At 59.3% G+C, this 15015-nt stretch carries 11 protein-coding genes; 7 read left to right on the forward strand and 4 right to left on the reverse strand.

Annotated elements, in window-relative coordinates; genetic code table 11:
* Positions 1 to 152: 152 nt before the first annotated feature.
* Positions 153 to 395 (reverse strand): DUF1127 domain-containing protein, encoded by a 243-nt coding sequence (locus tag ACIQJ2_RS02755; protein ID WP_199145626.1) that lies wholly within the window; start codon positions 393 to 395, stop codon positions 153 to 155.
* 456 nt (positions 396 to 851) lie between these two features.
* On the reverse strand, positions 852 to 2411 hold the full coding sequence (locus ACIQJ2_RS02760) for a DUF4070 domain-containing protein (RefSeq protein ID WP_199145624.1): 1560 nt from the start codon (positions 2409 to 2411) through the stop codon (positions 852 to 854).
* 325 nt (positions 2412 to 2736) lie between these two features.
* On the opposite strand from ACIQJ2_RS02760, the gene ACIQJ2_RS02765 reads away from it, so the two are divergent.
* From ACIQJ2_RS02765 to ACIQJ2_RS02790, 6 genes are all read left to right on the forward strand, one after another.
* Positions 2737 to 3936 carry an MFS transporter gene (locus ACIQJ2_RS02765; RefSeq protein WP_400665918.1) on the forward strand — a complete coding sequence of 400 codons (1200 nt, stop codon included), beginning with the start codon at positions 2737 to 2739 and terminating at the stop codon, positions 3934 to 3936.
* A gap of 371 nt (positions 3937 to 4307) precedes the next feature.
* Positions 4308 to 6191, forward strand: coding sequence for an MFS transporter (locus tag ACIQJ2_RS02770; protein WP_199145620.1), 1884 nt, complete (start codon positions 4308 to 4310; stop codon positions 6189 to 6191).
* A 294-nt stretch (positions 6192 to 6485) separates the two neighbouring features.
* Positions 6486 to 7970: a sugar ABC transporter ATP-binding protein gene (locus ACIQJ2_RS02775; RefSeq protein WP_400666816.1), complete on the forward strand. Its 1485-nt coding sequence runs from the start codon at positions 6486 to 6488 to the stop codon at positions 7968 to 7970.
* The gene (locus ACIQJ2_RS02780; protein WP_400665915.1) at positions 7967 to 9001 is read left to right on the forward strand and encodes an ABC transporter permease; all 1035 of its coding nucleotides are present in this window, start codon (positions 7967 to 7969) and stop codon (positions 8999 to 9001) included. Before ACIQJ2_RS02775 ends, ACIQJ2_RS02780 begins: the two co-directional genes overlap by 4 nt.
* 47 nt (positions 9002 to 9048) lie before the next feature.
* Positions 9049 to 10092 carry a substrate-binding domain-containing protein gene (locus ACIQJ2_RS02785; protein ID WP_400665913.1) on the forward strand — a complete coding sequence of 348 codons (1044 nt, stop codon included), beginning with the start codon at positions 9049 to 9051 and terminating at the stop codon, positions 10090 to 10092.
* A 77-nt stretch (positions 10093 to 10169) separates the two neighbouring features.
* The gene (locus ACIQJ2_RS02790) at positions 10170 to 11423 is read left to right on the forward strand and encodes an LVIVD repeat-containing protein (protein ID WP_400665911.1); all 1254 of its coding nucleotides are present in this window, start codon (positions 10170 to 10172) and stop codon (positions 11421 to 11423) included.
* 70 nt (positions 11424 to 11493) lie between these two features.
* Here the strand turns inward: ACIQJ2_RS02790 and mgrA are convergent, their stop codons facing one another.
* Together mgrA and ACIQJ2_RS02800 are read right to left on the reverse strand one after the other, a co-directional pair.
* Positions 11494 to 12537, reverse strand: coding sequence for an L-glyceraldehyde 3-phosphate reductase (gene mgrA / locus ACIQJ2_RS02795; protein WP_199145612.1), 1044 nt, complete (start codon positions 12535 to 12537; stop codon positions 11494 to 11496).
* A 256-nt stretch (positions 12538 to 12793) separates the two neighbouring features.
* Positions 12794 to 13819 carry a GlxA family transcriptional regulator gene (locus tag ACIQJ2_RS02800; RefSeq protein WP_400665909.1) on the reverse strand — a complete coding sequence of 342 codons (1026 nt, stop codon included), beginning with the start codon at positions 13817 to 13819 and terminating at the stop codon, positions 12794 to 12796.
* Positions 13820 to 13882: 63 nt separating this feature from the next.
* On the opposite strand from ACIQJ2_RS02800, the gene ACIQJ2_RS02805 reads away from it, so the two are divergent.
* Positions 13883 to 14968: a DJ-1/PfpI family protein gene (locus ACIQJ2_RS02805; RefSeq protein WP_400665907.1), complete on the forward strand. Its 1086-nt coding sequence runs from the start codon at positions 13883 to 13885 to the stop codon at positions 14966 to 14968.
* Positions 14969 to 15015 lie beyond the last annotated feature (47 nt).

Here is a 15015-nt window from a genome sequence, read left to right on the forward strand (position 1 = left end):
GCTTAAATGTAAGCCTTGGCGCACAAAATCGCATCGTTCTGTTCCGCGAACAATGTTCTCCGCATCCCGGCTTTACAGGCAAGGGACACTGCTTGAACCAGTCATTTCGGTCGGCAATTTGCCGGGAACCGCTCATCGGCGTCCGCTCCGAATCAATCGAAGCGGCGCAGATGCGGCGGCATGAAATGCGGAGAGCGCGAGGTGCTCTGCCGCTCGGGAAGACCGATATCGCGAAGCTGGTAGTCGGAGAGTTCGGCTACCTGCTTCAGCGTTTGCCGCTGCCGCCAGATGACGAACAGCAAGGCACGTGCAGTCCTCCACGCACCGAATTTCTGGTACAGTTCATCGACCGTTGCCGTTAAGTTTTCGGCAACCAATAATTGTGAAGACGTCATTATCCTTCCCGGCGCAATTAAGCCGCCAGGTCCTCTTGAAGCTCGACTGGCCTCAGGAGCTGACACGTCAACGACGAGTCAAATTATTCCCGTAGCAAGTCATATGGGTTTAATGGGGATGCGCCTGATGGCAGCAGATAAAGCCTTTTAGAGCTTTAATTATAGAGTCGTCGAGAATTTGGTGCCGAGCACACCAAGGTCATCGAGATCATTCCGCCAGTGGCGTTTGTAAACATTTGCTGATGATGCATTTCACGCCTCCTGTATTTGATTTGCGGACGAGCAGATAATACGCAAGATCAGACGATCGGCAACCCCCACAATTTCGAATTGCAAATATCTCGCAAAATGTGTTGCGCAGATGCAACAGCAGTATCCCGAGCAACGGCGCGACAACCGAGATGGAAATGCACGGGAGGCGCCATCCTCAGCTCGGCGTCCGCACCTCGAAGTCGGTCAAAACGAGTTCACGATCCCGCCGCCGGTTCGCATCTGCTGGACCATGATATGGGCGTGGTAATGCATGGCGCATTTGATCGCGTAGATTTGCAGAATGACAGGAGATCGCCGATGCCGCAAAAGCTTGAAAAACCGCTGACGGTACACGGCACGCAGATCCGCTTCCTTCACGCGACGCATCAATCGGACAAAGATGCCGATCGCTTCCAAGGACCATGTTGCATTGAGCGCGAGCAGCCGCAACGGGTGACGGCGCAGATGACGTAAGCGGGAGCTTTCCGGTTTGATGTTGGCATCGATGTAGAGTGCGTCAAGCCTGTCGAAATAGGCGGACGGCTGATGCAGGTCGCTCAGCACCGAAAGATACCCATCCCGCAGCGTTTCGCGGGAAAGATTGAGCGGAATGACGTTGGTGCCATAGGCGGGCGGGTCGTCGTGATCGAGCCGCCCTTCCTTGGCAAGGCGCGCATAGAGCGGCGTCTTCGGGATAGCGGCCAGCATGCCGATCATCGCGTTGACAATGCGCGCATCCTTGATGAAGACGCGCTGCGCGTCGAAGATGGTCGCGTCATCGCTGTCGAAGCCGAGGATCATGCCGCACCAGACCTCCATGCCGGTCTGCTGGATGCTGTGGATCTTCTCCAGCATCGTTCCGCCCTTGCGCAGATTCTGCAGCTTTTTGGTTTCGCGCAGCGCCTCTTCGTTCGGCGTCTCGATGCCGATGAAGACTACCCGGATATTGGCGTCGACCATCAGCTGCATCAGCTCGGCATCGTCGGCAAGATCGATCGACGCCTCTGTCAGAAAGGTCATTGGGTAATGATGCTGCTCCTGCCAGGCGACGACATCGCGCAAAACCTCCTTGATCGCCTTCTTGTTGCCGATCAGATTGTCGTCGACGATAAAGGCGGTATCCATGCCGGATGCCAGCAGCGCCTCCATTTCAGCGATGACCTGGGCGCTTTGCTTGATGCGCGGCTTGCGCCCGAAGACAACGATGATATCGCAGAAATCGCAGGTGAAGGGACAGCCTCGGGAGAACTGGACGCTGCCGACCGCGTATTCGTCCATTTTCAGAAGGTCGAAGCGCGGTACCGGCACCTTGCTCATATCCGTCTTGTCGGACTGTTCGTAGCGCCGTGCATGGCTGCCGGCCTCCCATTCGAGCAGGAATTGCGGCCAAGTCTCTTCGGCCTCGCCGATAAAGGAGACATCGACGAGATTGCCGAAATAGTCTTCCTTGACCGTCACCCAAGGCCCGCCGACGACGGTAAAGCAATCGCGTCGTTTGAGTTCGGTCAATATTTCCGTCATTCGGAAACGTTGGACGATCATCCCCGTCAGTGCGACGATATCGGCCTTTTCGCAGAGGTCGAAGTCTATCGGTTCGATATTTTCGTCGACCAGGGTGACGGTATGTTCCGAAGGCGTCAGCGCCGCAAGCAACGGCAGGCAGGCCACCGGCAGGTTGGCCTTCACATCGAACAGCGGCAGTGCATGTTCCATGCCCCAATAGGACGTTTCGAAACGCGGATTGATGATGACGATATGAGCCATTGAATATGCCGCCTCATGACTGTGAAGATCTGCTTCTGTATCATGTCAAGCTTGCATGCCATTCGGACCTGCTCGCGCTTACGCTGCAACAACGAAGCAGGTCTCCAATATCGAGGCGGCACCCTTAGCAGCCTTATATGAGCCCAAGATTAAATTGCCTTGCCGATGCGCGCAATGGCGATACGCTGTTTTCGGCTATCGAGAAATTTTTCAGGCGACAATGTCGAAATCTGGAGAGCGCGGTCGTCTTTGCTGAGACGGGCTGCAAAAGACGGATAGCGGATACTTCCCGTCGAGGGTCGAACCATTGAAGAGGAGCTGGGAGATGAGTTCGTCGTATCGTTGGGTGATCGTTGGCGCCGGGGCGCTGATGACCTGTGTCGCGCTTGGCACAATGTTTTCTCTCGCCATCTTTCAGGTGCCGATCGCCGCCGATACCGGCTGGTCACATGCCGGCATCGCCGCCGCCATGACATTGAACTTTCTCGTGATGGGGCTGGGGGCGTTTGCGTGGGGCGCTGCGAGCGATCGCTTCGGTGTCCGTATCGTTGTCGTCATCGGCGCGCTGCTGCTTGGGCTTGCGCTCGTGCTGGCAAGCCGCGCCGCTTCGCTTCTTCAGTTCCAATTGACCTATGGCATTCTGGTCGGGCTTGCAGCCAGCGCCTTCTTCGCGCCGATGATCGCAGCAACGACCGCATGGTTCGAGAAAGGCAGAAGCCTCGCGGTATCGCTGGTGTCGGCGGGCATGGGCGTCGCTCCAATGACCGTCTCACCCTTCGCCCGCTACCTGATTTCCACCTATGACTGGCGTTTCGCCATGCTTCTGATCGGGATCATGGCCTGGGTTCTCCTGATACCGGCAGCGCTGCTGGTAAAGCGGGCACCCGATCCTTCGGAGGAAACCGGCGAGAACGGTCAGATGGCGGAGCAGAGCCTGCCGCTGGGCCGGATTTTCCGCTCGCCGCAATTCCTCGTCCTGGGTGCCACCTTCTTTGCGTGCTGCGCAGCCCATTCCGGCCCGATTTTTCACATGGTCAGTTACGCGACGATCTGTGGCGTGGGGCCGATGGCGGCCGTCAGCATCTACAGCGTCGAGGGTCTGGCCGGTCTTGGCGGGCGCCTGTTCTATGGCACGCTTGCCGATCGGCTGGGGGTCAAGCCTGTGCTGATTGCGGGACTTCTGGTTCAGGCTATCGCGCTTGCGACCTATTTGCGCGTCAGCGAACTTGGCCAATTCTATGCACTGGCCGTCGTCTTCGGCAGCGCCTATGGCGGCGTCATGCCGCTTTACGCAGTGCTTGCCCGCGAATATTTCGGACCGCGGGTGATCGGCACCGTCTTCGGCGCCGCATCGATGCTGTCGAGCATCGGCATGGCAGCGGGGCCGCTGATCGGCGGCTGGATATTCGATAGCTTCGGCAACTATTCCTGGCTTTTCATTGGATCGTCGATGGTGGGATTGGGTGCGGCCGCCATCGCGCTCGCCTTTCCGCCCATGCAACGCCTGCGGCTGCAGGCGGCGTGAATCAGGCTGCAAACGGCTTGAATCGATATGCTCTGATTTTGCCGGGCGCGGCGCATTATGCGGCGGCCTGGCACCGTCCTTTCCGGCGTAAATAGGGCGCAACGGCTCCGCTTGCCGATATATTCGTATTTCGCGATACTTACACACAGTTTTCCCTGAGCCGCAGCAGTTGCAGGCATTGCAATTTTCAATTTTTAGCCAAAACTCACGGGTGCATTAGCTGCGTGATCTCCTGGGGGAGGAAATCGGGAGAGCACCCACTGGCGCGACATTCCGCGCCCATTCGGCCGGAAAGTCCTGCGTAATCCATCATGGGGGATATCGGACAGATCGACTGGCGATGTCCCTGGTGCAATTGGGAGGAGTGAGCAATGGCAACCACGTCCGTGGCCGAGACGACGAGTCGAGGCATGACCAGGGAGGAGAAGAAGGTCATCTTCGCCTCATCCCTCGGAACAGTGTTCGAATGGTATGACTTCTATCTTTATGGATCCCTTGCCGCCTTTATCGGCACGGCCTTCTTCAGCGATTATCCGGAGGCAACCCGAAACATCTTCGCCCTGCTCGCCTTTGCGGCAGGCTTCCTCGTCCGGCCATTCGGCGCTCTGGTCTTCGGGCGGATCGGCGACCTTGTGGGGCGCAAATATACCTTCCTTGTCACGATCCTGATCATGGGCCTTTCGACCTTTCTGGTCGGCGTTCTTCCTGGGTCAGCGAGCTGGGGCATCGCCGCTCCTGTCATCCTCATTATCCTCCGCATGCTGCAGGGCCTTGCGCTCGGCGGCGAATATGGCGGCGCGGCCACCTATGTCGCCGAGCATGCGCCCGACAACAAGCGCGGCTACTATACGTCCTGGATCCAGACGACGGCGACGCTCGGATTGTTCCTGTCGCTGATCGTCATCCTGATCGTTCAGAATGCGGTCGGCAAGGATGCCTTCGCCGCCTGGGGCTGGCGCATTCCGTTCCTCGTATCCTGCCTTCTGCTCGCCATCTCGGTCTGGATCCGCATGTCGCTGAGCGAATCCCCAGCCTTCAAGAAAATGAAGGAAGAGGGTAAGGGCTCCAAGGCTCCGCTCTCCGAGGCTTTCGGCCAATGGAAGAATGCAAGGATTGCGCTTATCGCGCTGCTAGGCCTCACCGCCGGTCAGGCGGTCGTCTGGTATGCCGGTCAATTCTACTCGCTGTTCTTCCTGCAGAACGTGCTGAAGGTCGATGGCCAGTCGGTCAACATCATGATCGCGATCGCCCTGCTGATCGGCAGCGGCTTCTTCGTGTTCTTCGGCTGGCTCTCCGACAAGGTCGGCCGCAAGCCCATCATCATGGCGGGCCTTCTGCTTGCGATTCTGACCTACTTCCCGCTGTTCAAGGCCTTGACGAACGCGGCAAACCCAGCACTTGCACAGGCAGAACAAACGGTCCGCGCCACCGTGACCGCAGCTCCTGGCGACTGCACATTCCAGTTCAATCCGGTGGGAACGGCAAAGTTCAACAACTCCTGCGACATCGCCACCTCCTTCCTGTCGAAATCATCCGTTCCCTATACGATCGCCGAAGGCCCGGCAGGCCAGCCGGCAACCGTCAAGGTCGGCGATGCTACCGTGACATCCTACGATGCGACCGCCGCCGGAAAGGACGCGACGGCCAAGGGGGCAGCATTTGCCCATGACATGAACCTTGCCCTGCAAAAATCCGGCTTCCCGCTGGCGCGCGACCCAATCAAGGTCCCGGACGCAAAGCTCGATGCCTTCATTGCTGCAAACCCTGAACTCGGGCTCAATGCCGCAACGGTACGGGCTGGAGAGAAGGCCGTCACGCCGGTTGCCGATCTGGTCAAGGCCAAGCTTTTGACGGCTGACCAGGCGGGTGGCGCGACTGACATGCCCGTCTACACCATTGCCAAGGGTGGCGCCTTCAAGATGGTTGCCGATCCCGCAGCCATCAATTGGCCGCTGACCATCCTCATTCTGACGATCCTCGTCATCTATGTGACCATGGTCTACGGCCCGATCGCCGCCATTCTGGTCGAGATGTTCCCGACCCGCATCCGCTACACCGGCATGTCGCTGCCCTATCATATCGGCAACGGCTGGTTCGGCGGCCTGCTTCCGGCGACTGTTTTTGCGATGAGCGCTGCCAAGGGCGATATCTACTATGGCCTTTGGTATCCCATCGCGATTGCCGCAATGACCCTGGTCATCGGCCTGATCTTCGTGCGCGAGACCAAGGGCGTCAATCTCGACTCGATCAACTAGCGACAGTGTAGCCCGGCGCAGAAGCCTGCGCCGGGCTCTCCTTCCATCCGGGTGCCCGCCTAAGCGAGGCAAAGGCCCGTTTTCCCGCTATAATCTCCGTCTTGCCTAATCAGCCAAGCAGTGTCGCTGCGGCCGAGACATGCCTATACCGACAGCCCGTCTTGCGCTCGCCCACGCCGCCATAAGCGGAAATAGAAAATTTTTTCCATAGAATAGGTGATGAAAGGAAGATCGCCCTTGTGATCGGATAGCAGAAGCTTACGAGTGTGGCAGACTTTCACCGAATATGCCTCCATGACCCTGCTGACCGTCCAAAATCTGTCCCGCGCTTTCGGCTCGACGCAAGCCTTGGCGGATGCATCTCTGACAATCGCCAAGGGCGAGATCGTCGCGCTCATGGGAGCCAACGGCGCCGGTAAATCGACGCTGGTAAAGGTCCTGTCCGGCATCCACTCCGCGGATTCGGGCAGCATCCTGTGGAACGGCGAGCAGTATCGTGCCGACAGCCCGGCACAGGCCGTGACTCAAGGCATCGTCACTGTGCATCAGTCCACTGATGTTGTCGGCGTCGCGGGGCTTTCGGTCGCGGATGCGCTGCTGCTCAATCAGTTCGTGGACGGGCGACAACCTTTCTTCCTGTCGAGGCGTTCGGTCCGAAAGAGAGCTGCCGCGATCCTGGAGGAAGCGGGCTTCGACCTGCCGCTAGATCGCGATTTCGGCGATCTTGGAACCGCCGATCGACAGATGGTCGCCATTGCTCGCGCGCTATCGAACAAAGCGCAGCTGCTGATCCTTGACGAGCCCACAGCGAGCCTTTCGGCGAGAGAAACAGCACGGCTCTACGAGATCGTTCGTCAATTGAAAGCACGCGGGATCAGCATTCTCTACATCTCCCACCGCACCGCCGACCTCGACGCGCTGGCCGATCGGGTCGTCATCCTGCGCGGCGGCCGCAATGTCGGCGCCTTTGCACGACCGATCGACTTTGACGCGGCCATCGAAACGATGATCGGCCGGTCGATGAAAGCGGCGCGCCCACATCGCCGCGAGCAGTTCGACCGGACAGTCCTGAAGCTTCAAGGCGTAAGGCTTCTGTCCGACAGTGTGCCTTTTGATCTCACGCTTCATGCCGGCGAAGTCATAGCAATCACAGGCGTCCTCGGGGCAGGCAAGAGCCGGCTGCTCTCGGCACTCTTCGGAATAGAACGCTTTGCCGCCGGCGAAGCGCTGCTGGACGGCAAACCCTACAAACCGCGCTCACCGGCCGAGGCCATCGCACATGGTGTCGTCATGGCCGCCGCGGACCGTCATCGCTCTTCCCTCATGCCATCAGACTGGCCGGGGGAGAGCATTGCGGCCACGATCAGCCTACCGCATCTGAAGCAATGGTATCCCTCCGGCTTCCTGTTCTCCGGGAGAGAGACCCGCGAGGGGGAGAAGGCCATTGGCCGCCTTGGCATCAAGGCATCCGGGCCGGCGGCATCGGTCTGGTCGCTTTCGGGCGGCAATCAGCAGAAGGTCGTTCTCGCACGCTGGGAGGCCGAACCGAGCCGGCTGTTGCTTCTCGACGAGCCCTTCCAGGGTGTCGATGTCGGAGCCCGCCAGGACATTATCGCAGCCATACGCGCCCACAGCGACCGCGCTACCTTGATCGCAACATCCGATCCGGAAGAAGCACTCGAAGTCGCCGACCGAGTGCTCGTCATGGAACATCACAGCTTGAAAGACGTCGCTCCCGCGATTGCTGATATCAGGCAAAATGAGGAATACGTCAGATGAGTGAAGGGACTGCCCAGATCCGGGGGAAAGAAAAGCCGGCAAGCGAGACGCTCTCGCTGAAGGAGCTTGTGCGCCGAGGCGCGGTCTTCTTCCTGCTCTTCGTCCTGATCCTCATTTTCAGCTTCGCGCAGCCCGTCTTCATCAACATCAACAATCTGATGAGCATTCTGCAGGCGGTCTCCGTCGTCGCCATTATCGGCGCGGGTGTCACCATCACGCTCGCGATCGGTGGTTTCGATCTGTCGGTCGGTGCGGTTGCCGCTTCCAGCGTCATGGCCGCCAGCTACGCCATGATCGTCCTCGATCTCAATGCCTATCAGACCGTCCCGTTGGTGCTTGCCTTCGGTGCACTCGTCGGGCTCGCCAATGCCTTTCTGATCGTCCGCCTGAAGGTGCCGGATCTGCTTGCGACCCTTGCCACCATGTTTCTTCTGACCGGTCTGCAGCTTATCCCGACAGCCGGCCGCTCGATCTCCGTAGGCTTGATCCTTCCGAGCGGGGTCACGGCAACCGGCAAGGTCGACCCGGCCTTCCTGACCATCGGCAGGTCGAGCCTGTTCGGAACCATCCCCCTGCCCGTCATTCTGATGCTGGTCGTCGCGCTCGTGCTCTACGTCCTGACCGAGCGCACACGCCTTGGGCGTCTCCTCTATGCAACCGGCGGCAACGAAGCCGCAACGCGGCTTGCGGGAGCAAATGTCGCCCGCCTTAAGACCTTCGCCTATGTGCTATCGGGCATTCTCGCATCGCTCGGCGGCATCATTGTTGCCGCGCGCGTCGGACGCGGCGACGTTTCATCCGGCGCATCATTGCTGATGGATTCCGTCGCAGCCTCGCTCATCGGCTTTGCTGTCCTCGGTCTGCGCCGGCCGAACGTGCTGGGAACGACGATCGGCGCAGTCTTCGTCGGCATTCTCCTCAATGGCCTGACCATGTTGAACGCGCCCTATTACACGCAGGACTTCATCAAGGGCGCCGTTCTCGTCGGTGCGCTTGCACTTACCTATGGCATCAGCCGCGGCAACGCCTGACAACGGCGTCACCATTCACTCCAACCCTAAAGTTCAATGGATTTTCAATGAAGAAATTGTTCACCTCGATCGCAGCCGTGTTCATCGCCGGCTCGCTTCTGACAACAGGCGCATCGGCTGCCGGCATCCCCGGTGCGCCTGCTCCCTTCGACAAGAAGACGGTCAACATCGCTGTCGTCAGCTTCCTCGGCAGCGGTGACTGGCTGCAGGCCTTCGAGGCCGGCGTCAAGCGGCAGGGTGATGCACTCGGTGTCAACATCACGGTTTCGCAGGCGCGCAACGACAACGACACGCAGCGCAATCTCATCGAGCAGGCCATCAACCTCGGCGTCGACGGGATCATCATCAACAATGGCCGCCCCGAAGTCCTCAAGGACATCGCGCAAAAAGCCCTCGACAAGGGCATCAAAGTTGTTGCCTACGACGTCGACCTCGACAATCCACAGGTGCCACAGATCGAGCAGAGCGATAAGGACATGGCCAGGCTCGTCCTCGACCAGGCCGTCAAGGATAAGGGCGAAGGCTTCACGGGCGGCGCCGTCTACGTCGCCGGCTTCGCACCGCTCGACCGCCGCTACGCCGTCTGGAAGGATTTCATTGCCAAACACAATTTAAAGGAAAAGGCCGTCTGGGGTGTCGTCAACGACACCGTTCCGGCATCCGTCGCCGATCAGACCAAGGCGGTGCTGCGCGCCCATCCGGATATTTCGGTGATCTTCACACCCTGGGATGAATTCGCGAAGGGCGCAAAACTCGCCATCGACGAACTCGGTCTGTCGAGCCAAGTGAAGATTTATGGCGTAGACACCTCCACTGCGGACATCCAGCTGATGGTCGAACCGGACAGTGCCTGGGTCGCGACTGCAGCGACCAACGCCGCCGTCGTCGGCGAAGTCTCCGTCCGCGCCGTCTCGCTTGCCATTGCCGGTCAGTTCCCGGGCCGTTCCGTTCTCCTCCAGCCGACGCTCATCACTCGCGACGACCTGGTCAGCAACAAGATCGGCACGGTCGAGGAGCTGCAGCAGAAGTTTCCCGCCTTCCTGAAAAGCGACGCGGCAACGGCATCATGGATTCCAGCTGCCAAGAACTAAGACACATTGCTTCATGCGAATCTGCCGCTCCCTTTGCGGAGCGGCATTTCTCATTCTCAGCAGACCTGTGAGGAACCATGGCATCGATCGACCTGCCTAAACCGGATTTCGCCCGCAACATGACGCTGATCGGCCATAGCGATATCGGTGGCCGCGGCGACGGACTGCAACTGATGGTCCATCGAGGACATGCCTATGTCGCTCATCCATGGTCGCAAGGCTTCTCGATCGTCGACGTACGCGACCCCAAGAATCCGAAGACCGTGAACTACGTGCCGGCACCGGCAAATACTTGGAACATCCATCTACAAACCCATGACGACCTGTTGCTGGTCATCAACGCTCTCGATCTCTTCGCCGATGTCGAAACGTTCACAGACGAGAAGGTTTACTACACGCAATCGGTGGGCGAGACGGTCGCTTCGAAAAAACGCGCGCGCGCCTGGACGGCGGGCATGAGCGTATTCGACATCTCCGTGCCCGACAGACCACGCAAAATCGGCCAGCTGGATGTCGAAGGCGTCGGGTTTCACCGGCTCTGGTATGTCGGCGGCCGCTATGCCTATGCCTCAGCGCTGCTCGACGGCTTTACCGACTATATTTTCGTCACCATCGACATGGCAGATCCGACCAAACCTGTTCTCGTCGGCCAATGGTGGCTTCCCGGCATGAACCGGGCGGCGGGAGAAGCGCCTGACTGGGGCGATGGCAAGCGCTATGCCTTGCACCACGCGCTCGTCCACGGCGATACGGCCTATGCCTGCTGGCGGGACGGAGGGTTGACGCTTCTCGACATCAAGGATCATTCGGCTCCCAAGCTCATCAAGCATCATAACTGGTGCCCGCCCTATGGCGGCGGCACACACTCGCCGCTGCCGCTTCCGGGCCGCGAACTTCTGGTGGTGGCGGATGAGGCAGTGCTGGACAACGAGGAAGACGGCCGCAAGCACACCTGGATCTTCGACATCCGCGTACCGGAAAATCCGATCAGCATCTCGACTTTCCCGATACCCGCCGAGATCGGCTACACCAAGAAGGGCGGCCATTTCGGTCCGCACAATCTGCACGAAAACCGGCCGGGATCTTTCATCTCTGAAACCCTGATCTTTGCGACCTGGCAGAACGCCGGCATTCGCGCCTTCGATATTTCCGACCCGTATCATCCGGTCGAGACGGGTGCGCTCGTACCAGCGGGACCGACTGTCATGACTGACCGCCGCCCTGGTCGCCCGAAGGTCATTCAGTCCGCAGATGTCTTCGTCGATGCCAACGGCCTGATCTACGCAACGGACTACAATGCCGGTCTCGAAATCATCGAATATGATGGTTGAGCGAACTTTTCTGCCTGTCGGCCGACGTAAGGTGATCTGCCCGACATATCGGGCAGATCGTTAAAGCCTCTTAGACCAGTTCCTCATGCGAGGGCTTTTCCCAGAGATTGATGCCGCCTTCGACGGCATAACGGTCGATCTCGGCAAGCTCTTCAGGGCTGAAACTCAGATCGTTGAGAGCGGCCACGTTCTCTTCCACCTGCCGCGCCGAGCTTGCGCCAATCAGCGCCGAGGTCACGCGCGGATCACGAAGGACCCAGGCAATGGCGAGCTGGGCAAGCGACTGGCCGCGGCGCTTGGCTATCTCATTCAGCGCACGGGCACGCTCGATATTTTCTTCCTTCAGATGCTCCGGCCGCAGCGGGTCGCCACCAGGTCGATTGACGCGGGAATCCTGCGGAACGCCATTCAGATATTTGTTCGTCAGCAGGCCTTGAGCAAGCGGCGTGAAGGCAATGATGCCCGCTCCGACCTCGTCCGAGGCCGCGAGCAGATCCTTCTCGATCCAGCGATTGAACAGGTTGTAGGACGGCTGATTGATCAGCAGCGGCACCTGCCGCTCCTTCAGCAACGCGGCAATTTCGCGCGTCTTGTTGCCGGAATAGGAGGACACGCCGACATAGAGCGCCTTGCCCTGCCGGACTGCCTGCGCAAGCGCATCGGCCGTCTCTTCGAGCGGCGTCTCGGCATCGAAGCGATGGGAGTAGAAAATATCAACATAGTCGAGGCCAAGCCGGGTAAGACTCTGGTCGAGGCTGGAAAGCAATGCCTTCTTCGACCCACCGCCACGGCCATAGGGGCCGGGCCACATGTCCCAGCCGGCCTTGGACGAAATGATCAGTTCGTCGCGATATGCCGCCAGATCCTGTTTGAGGATATGCCCGAAATTGATCTCGGCACTTCCCGCAGGCGGGCCGTAATTATTGGCAAGATCGAAATGCGTGATACCGAGATCGAACGCCTTGAAGAGAATTGACCTCTGAGTATCGAGGGGCGTCGCATCGCCGAAATTGTGCCAAAGGCCAAAGGAGATCGCCGGCAGCTTGAGGCCGCTTCGACCGACCCGGCGGAAATGGGCAGAGTCATAGCGTTCCGGATCGGGGTGGTAGGTCATGAATTCTCTTCCTGTTCGTCAAACCGTGCCGCGAGCGACCGTGCATTGGCCAAAACTCGCCCGCTTATGTCAAATCCCATTGCCGTCGTCCCTGCGGCGCACCGAGAATGGCAGAGTTCAAACGGATAAGAAGCCATTCCATGTTTTTTATCGTGTAAATCGGAGAAGTTTTTTCCAGGGCGGGATGCATGGACCCGTTAGCGGACCCGGCCTCATCCTATCCATCATCATTACGAAGGCATCCTCCCCGCGTCGCTCAGATCTTTGAACCGAAGCGCGCTCGATAAAACCCTGGGGGCACTCCAAGATGCTTGAGAAATGCCCGGTGCAGCGTATCCAGACTTGTAAAACCGGAACGCTCGGCAATGCGCGCGAGCGACCAATCCGAGGTTTCAAGAAGCGCTTTTGCTCGATCCAACCTCGCAATCTCCACGAATTGTGCAGGCGTCGTCCCGGTTTCCCTGCGGAAACTGCGCGAAAATGTGCGTTCACTCATTCCGGCCCGGCTCGCCAAAGCGGGGATCGACAGATCTCCCGCAGGCTCCTCGACGATCTCGTTCAGAAGCTTGCGAAGCTTTGGGGTCGCATTTGCCTGAATGGAGAGGCTGGTGCTGAACTGTGATTGCCCGCCTGGACGCCGCATGAACAAAACCATTTGGCGGGCGACCGCCAAGGCGGTCTGCGGGCCGCAATCGGCTTCGACAAGTGCCAGGCACAGATCGATGCCCGCCGTTATGCCCGCCGATGTGTAGACCGGCGGCTCCGCAACGAAGATCGCGTCAGGTTCGATTTCGATTTGTGGACGCAACTCCTTCAGAAGAGCGCAGGAGCTCCAGTGAGTCGTCGCACGCCTGCCGTCAAGAAATCCTCCGGCCGCAAGTATGAAGGCGCCCGTGCAAACACTCGCCATGCGTCGGGTGACGGCTTTGCGCAAATGCAGCCAGTCCAACAGAGCCGAACTGAATATCACCTGCCGCAGCCCGTCTTCGCTCCCGCCCGCCAGCACGATCGTATCGAGATCCGCAGGCAAACGCTCCAGACTGGTGGTCTCACCGAAAACCAGCCCTCCGGCAGAGCTACTCTTCACAGCCCCACCCGCCGGAGAAGCAAGCACGACCTCATAGGGTGGCATGCCCTGCGGCAGATGAAAGTTCGCCATGGCGAAAACCTCCATCGGCCCGACGATATCGAGGGCCTGAACGCCGTCATATCCAATCACGGCGACGCGCCTGGGGTGGTGTGCGGATATCTGCATTGGCGTAAATTGCGATATCTTTGACATTTCCGCCAGTCCGCTCTGCGAATAATTCTCCAGTCTAGAACATCGCAACTCCGGACTATCCTCATGTATCGCCTCAATCTGAAAATACTTCTCCTGTTCGCGCTCGCATTCGGCACCCTCGGCTGGGCTTCGATCACCTTCGCGGCAGGTCAGGACGTCTTCCAAATCCCACCGCTTAAGGCCCAGCGAACACGACCCCTCATCGTCATCGTCGCGGACAACAAAGGCACCGAGACGACGGATCTTATCGTCCCCCACGGCATTATCCACAGCGCCGGCATCGCCGACGTACTCGTGGTTTCGACCCATGCGGGCGTCGTGGATCTGATGCCTGCGCTGAAAATTCAACCGGACACGACTATGTCGGATTTCGATCGGGACCATCCGGAAGGTGCCGACATCGTCATTGTCCCAGCCATGCATGACGATCGCAACCGCAATGTCATCGCCTGGATCCGTCAGCAATTCTCGAAACGCGCAATGGTCGTCTCGATTTGCGAAGGCGCCTGGCTTGCGGCCCGGGCCGGTGTTTTCGAAGGCAGACACGCGACCACCCATTGGTACGCTTTCGACAAGATGCGCCGCGCCTTCCCGCAGGCGCAATGGGTGCGCAACAAACGCTACGTCGTCGACGGCAATGTGATGAGCACCACCGGCGTCACCGCCTCGATCCCGGCTTCACTTGCGCTCGTTGAGGCGATCGGCGGACGGGCAAAGGCACAATCAGTCGCAGCCGGCCTTGGTGTCGACGGATGGAGCGCAACTCATGACGCAACGCCATTTCACATGACCACGGGCCGGCTCTGGCGCTTCGCTTCCAGCTATCTCGCCTTCTGGGGCCATGAGACCATCCGCTTGCCGGCGCAGGATGGCTTCGACGAAATCGCTCTGGCACTGGTCGCCGATGCATGGTCCAGAACCTTTCGTTCGCAGGCGGTCGTTGCCGAAAAGGCGGCATCTGTCCGCTCGCGCAATGGCCTTGTGCTGGTGCCCGATAGTTCCGCGGAAAACAGCGCTTTCAGCATGGAAATTCCCCGGCTTCCGCCTGCGAGAATTCTCGACGACGCGCTGTCTCAAATCGCCGAGCGCTATGGGTCGCGAACATCCGATATCGTTGCATTGCAGCTGGAATATCCGACAAGGCATTGAGCCAGGCGCGAGCGACGAAAGACCTATCGTGGGGTCGGGCCAAAGTT

This window comes from Rhizobium sp. NPDC092011, assembly GCF_044756305.1.
In the GTDB taxonomy this organism is placed as follows: domain Bacteria; phylum Pseudomonadota; class Alphaproteobacteria; order Rhizobiales; family Rhizobiaceae; genus Rhizobium.

What these genes read in the sequence shown, in the direction of transcription:
- ACIQJ2_RS02755 (WP_199145626.1), bottom strand. Translation starts at nt 395, where the DNA reads ATGACGTCTTCACAATTATTGGTTGCCGAAAACTTAACGGCAACGGTC.
- ACIQJ2_RS02760 (WP_199145624.1), bottom strand. Translation starts at nt 2,411, where the DNA reads ATGGCTCATATCGTCATCATCAATCCGCGTTTCGAAACGTCCTATTGG.
- ACIQJ2_RS02765 (WP_400665918.1), top strand. Translation starts at nt 2,737, where the DNA reads ATGAGTTCGTCGTATCGTTGGGTGATCGTTGGCGCCGGGGCGCTGATG.
- ACIQJ2_RS02770 (WP_199145620.1), top strand. Translation starts at nt 4,308, where the DNA reads ATGGCAACCACGTCCGTGGCCGAGACGACGAGTCGAGGCATGACCAGG.
- ACIQJ2_RS02775 (WP_400666816.1), top strand. Translation starts at nt 6,486, where the DNA reads ATGACCCTGCTGACCGTCCAAAATCTGTCCCGCGCTTTCGGCTCGACG.
- ACIQJ2_RS02780 (WP_400665915.1), top strand. Translation starts at nt 7,967, where the DNA reads ATGAGTGAAGGGACTGCCCAGATCCGGGGGAAAGAAAAGCCGGCAAGC.
- ACIQJ2_RS02785 (WP_400665913.1), top strand. Translation starts at nt 9,049, where the DNA reads ATGAAGAAATTGTTCACCTCGATCGCAGCCGTGTTCATCGCCGGCTCG.
- ACIQJ2_RS02790 (WP_400665911.1), top strand. Translation starts at nt 10,170, where the DNA reads ATGGCATCGATCGACCTGCCTAAACCGGATTTCGCCCGCAACATGACG.
- mgrA (WP_199145612.1), bottom strand. Translation starts at nt 12,537, where the DNA reads ATGACCTACCACCCCGATCCGGAACGCTATGACTCTGCCCATTTCCGC.
- ACIQJ2_RS02800 (WP_400665909.1), bottom strand. Translation starts at nt 13,819, where the DNA reads ATGTCAAAGATATCGCAATTTACGCCAATGCAGATATCCGCACACCAC.
- ACIQJ2_RS02805 (WP_400665907.1), top strand. Translation starts at nt 13,883, where the DNA reads ATGTATCGCCTCAATCTGAAAATACTTCTCCTGTTCGCGCTCGCATTC.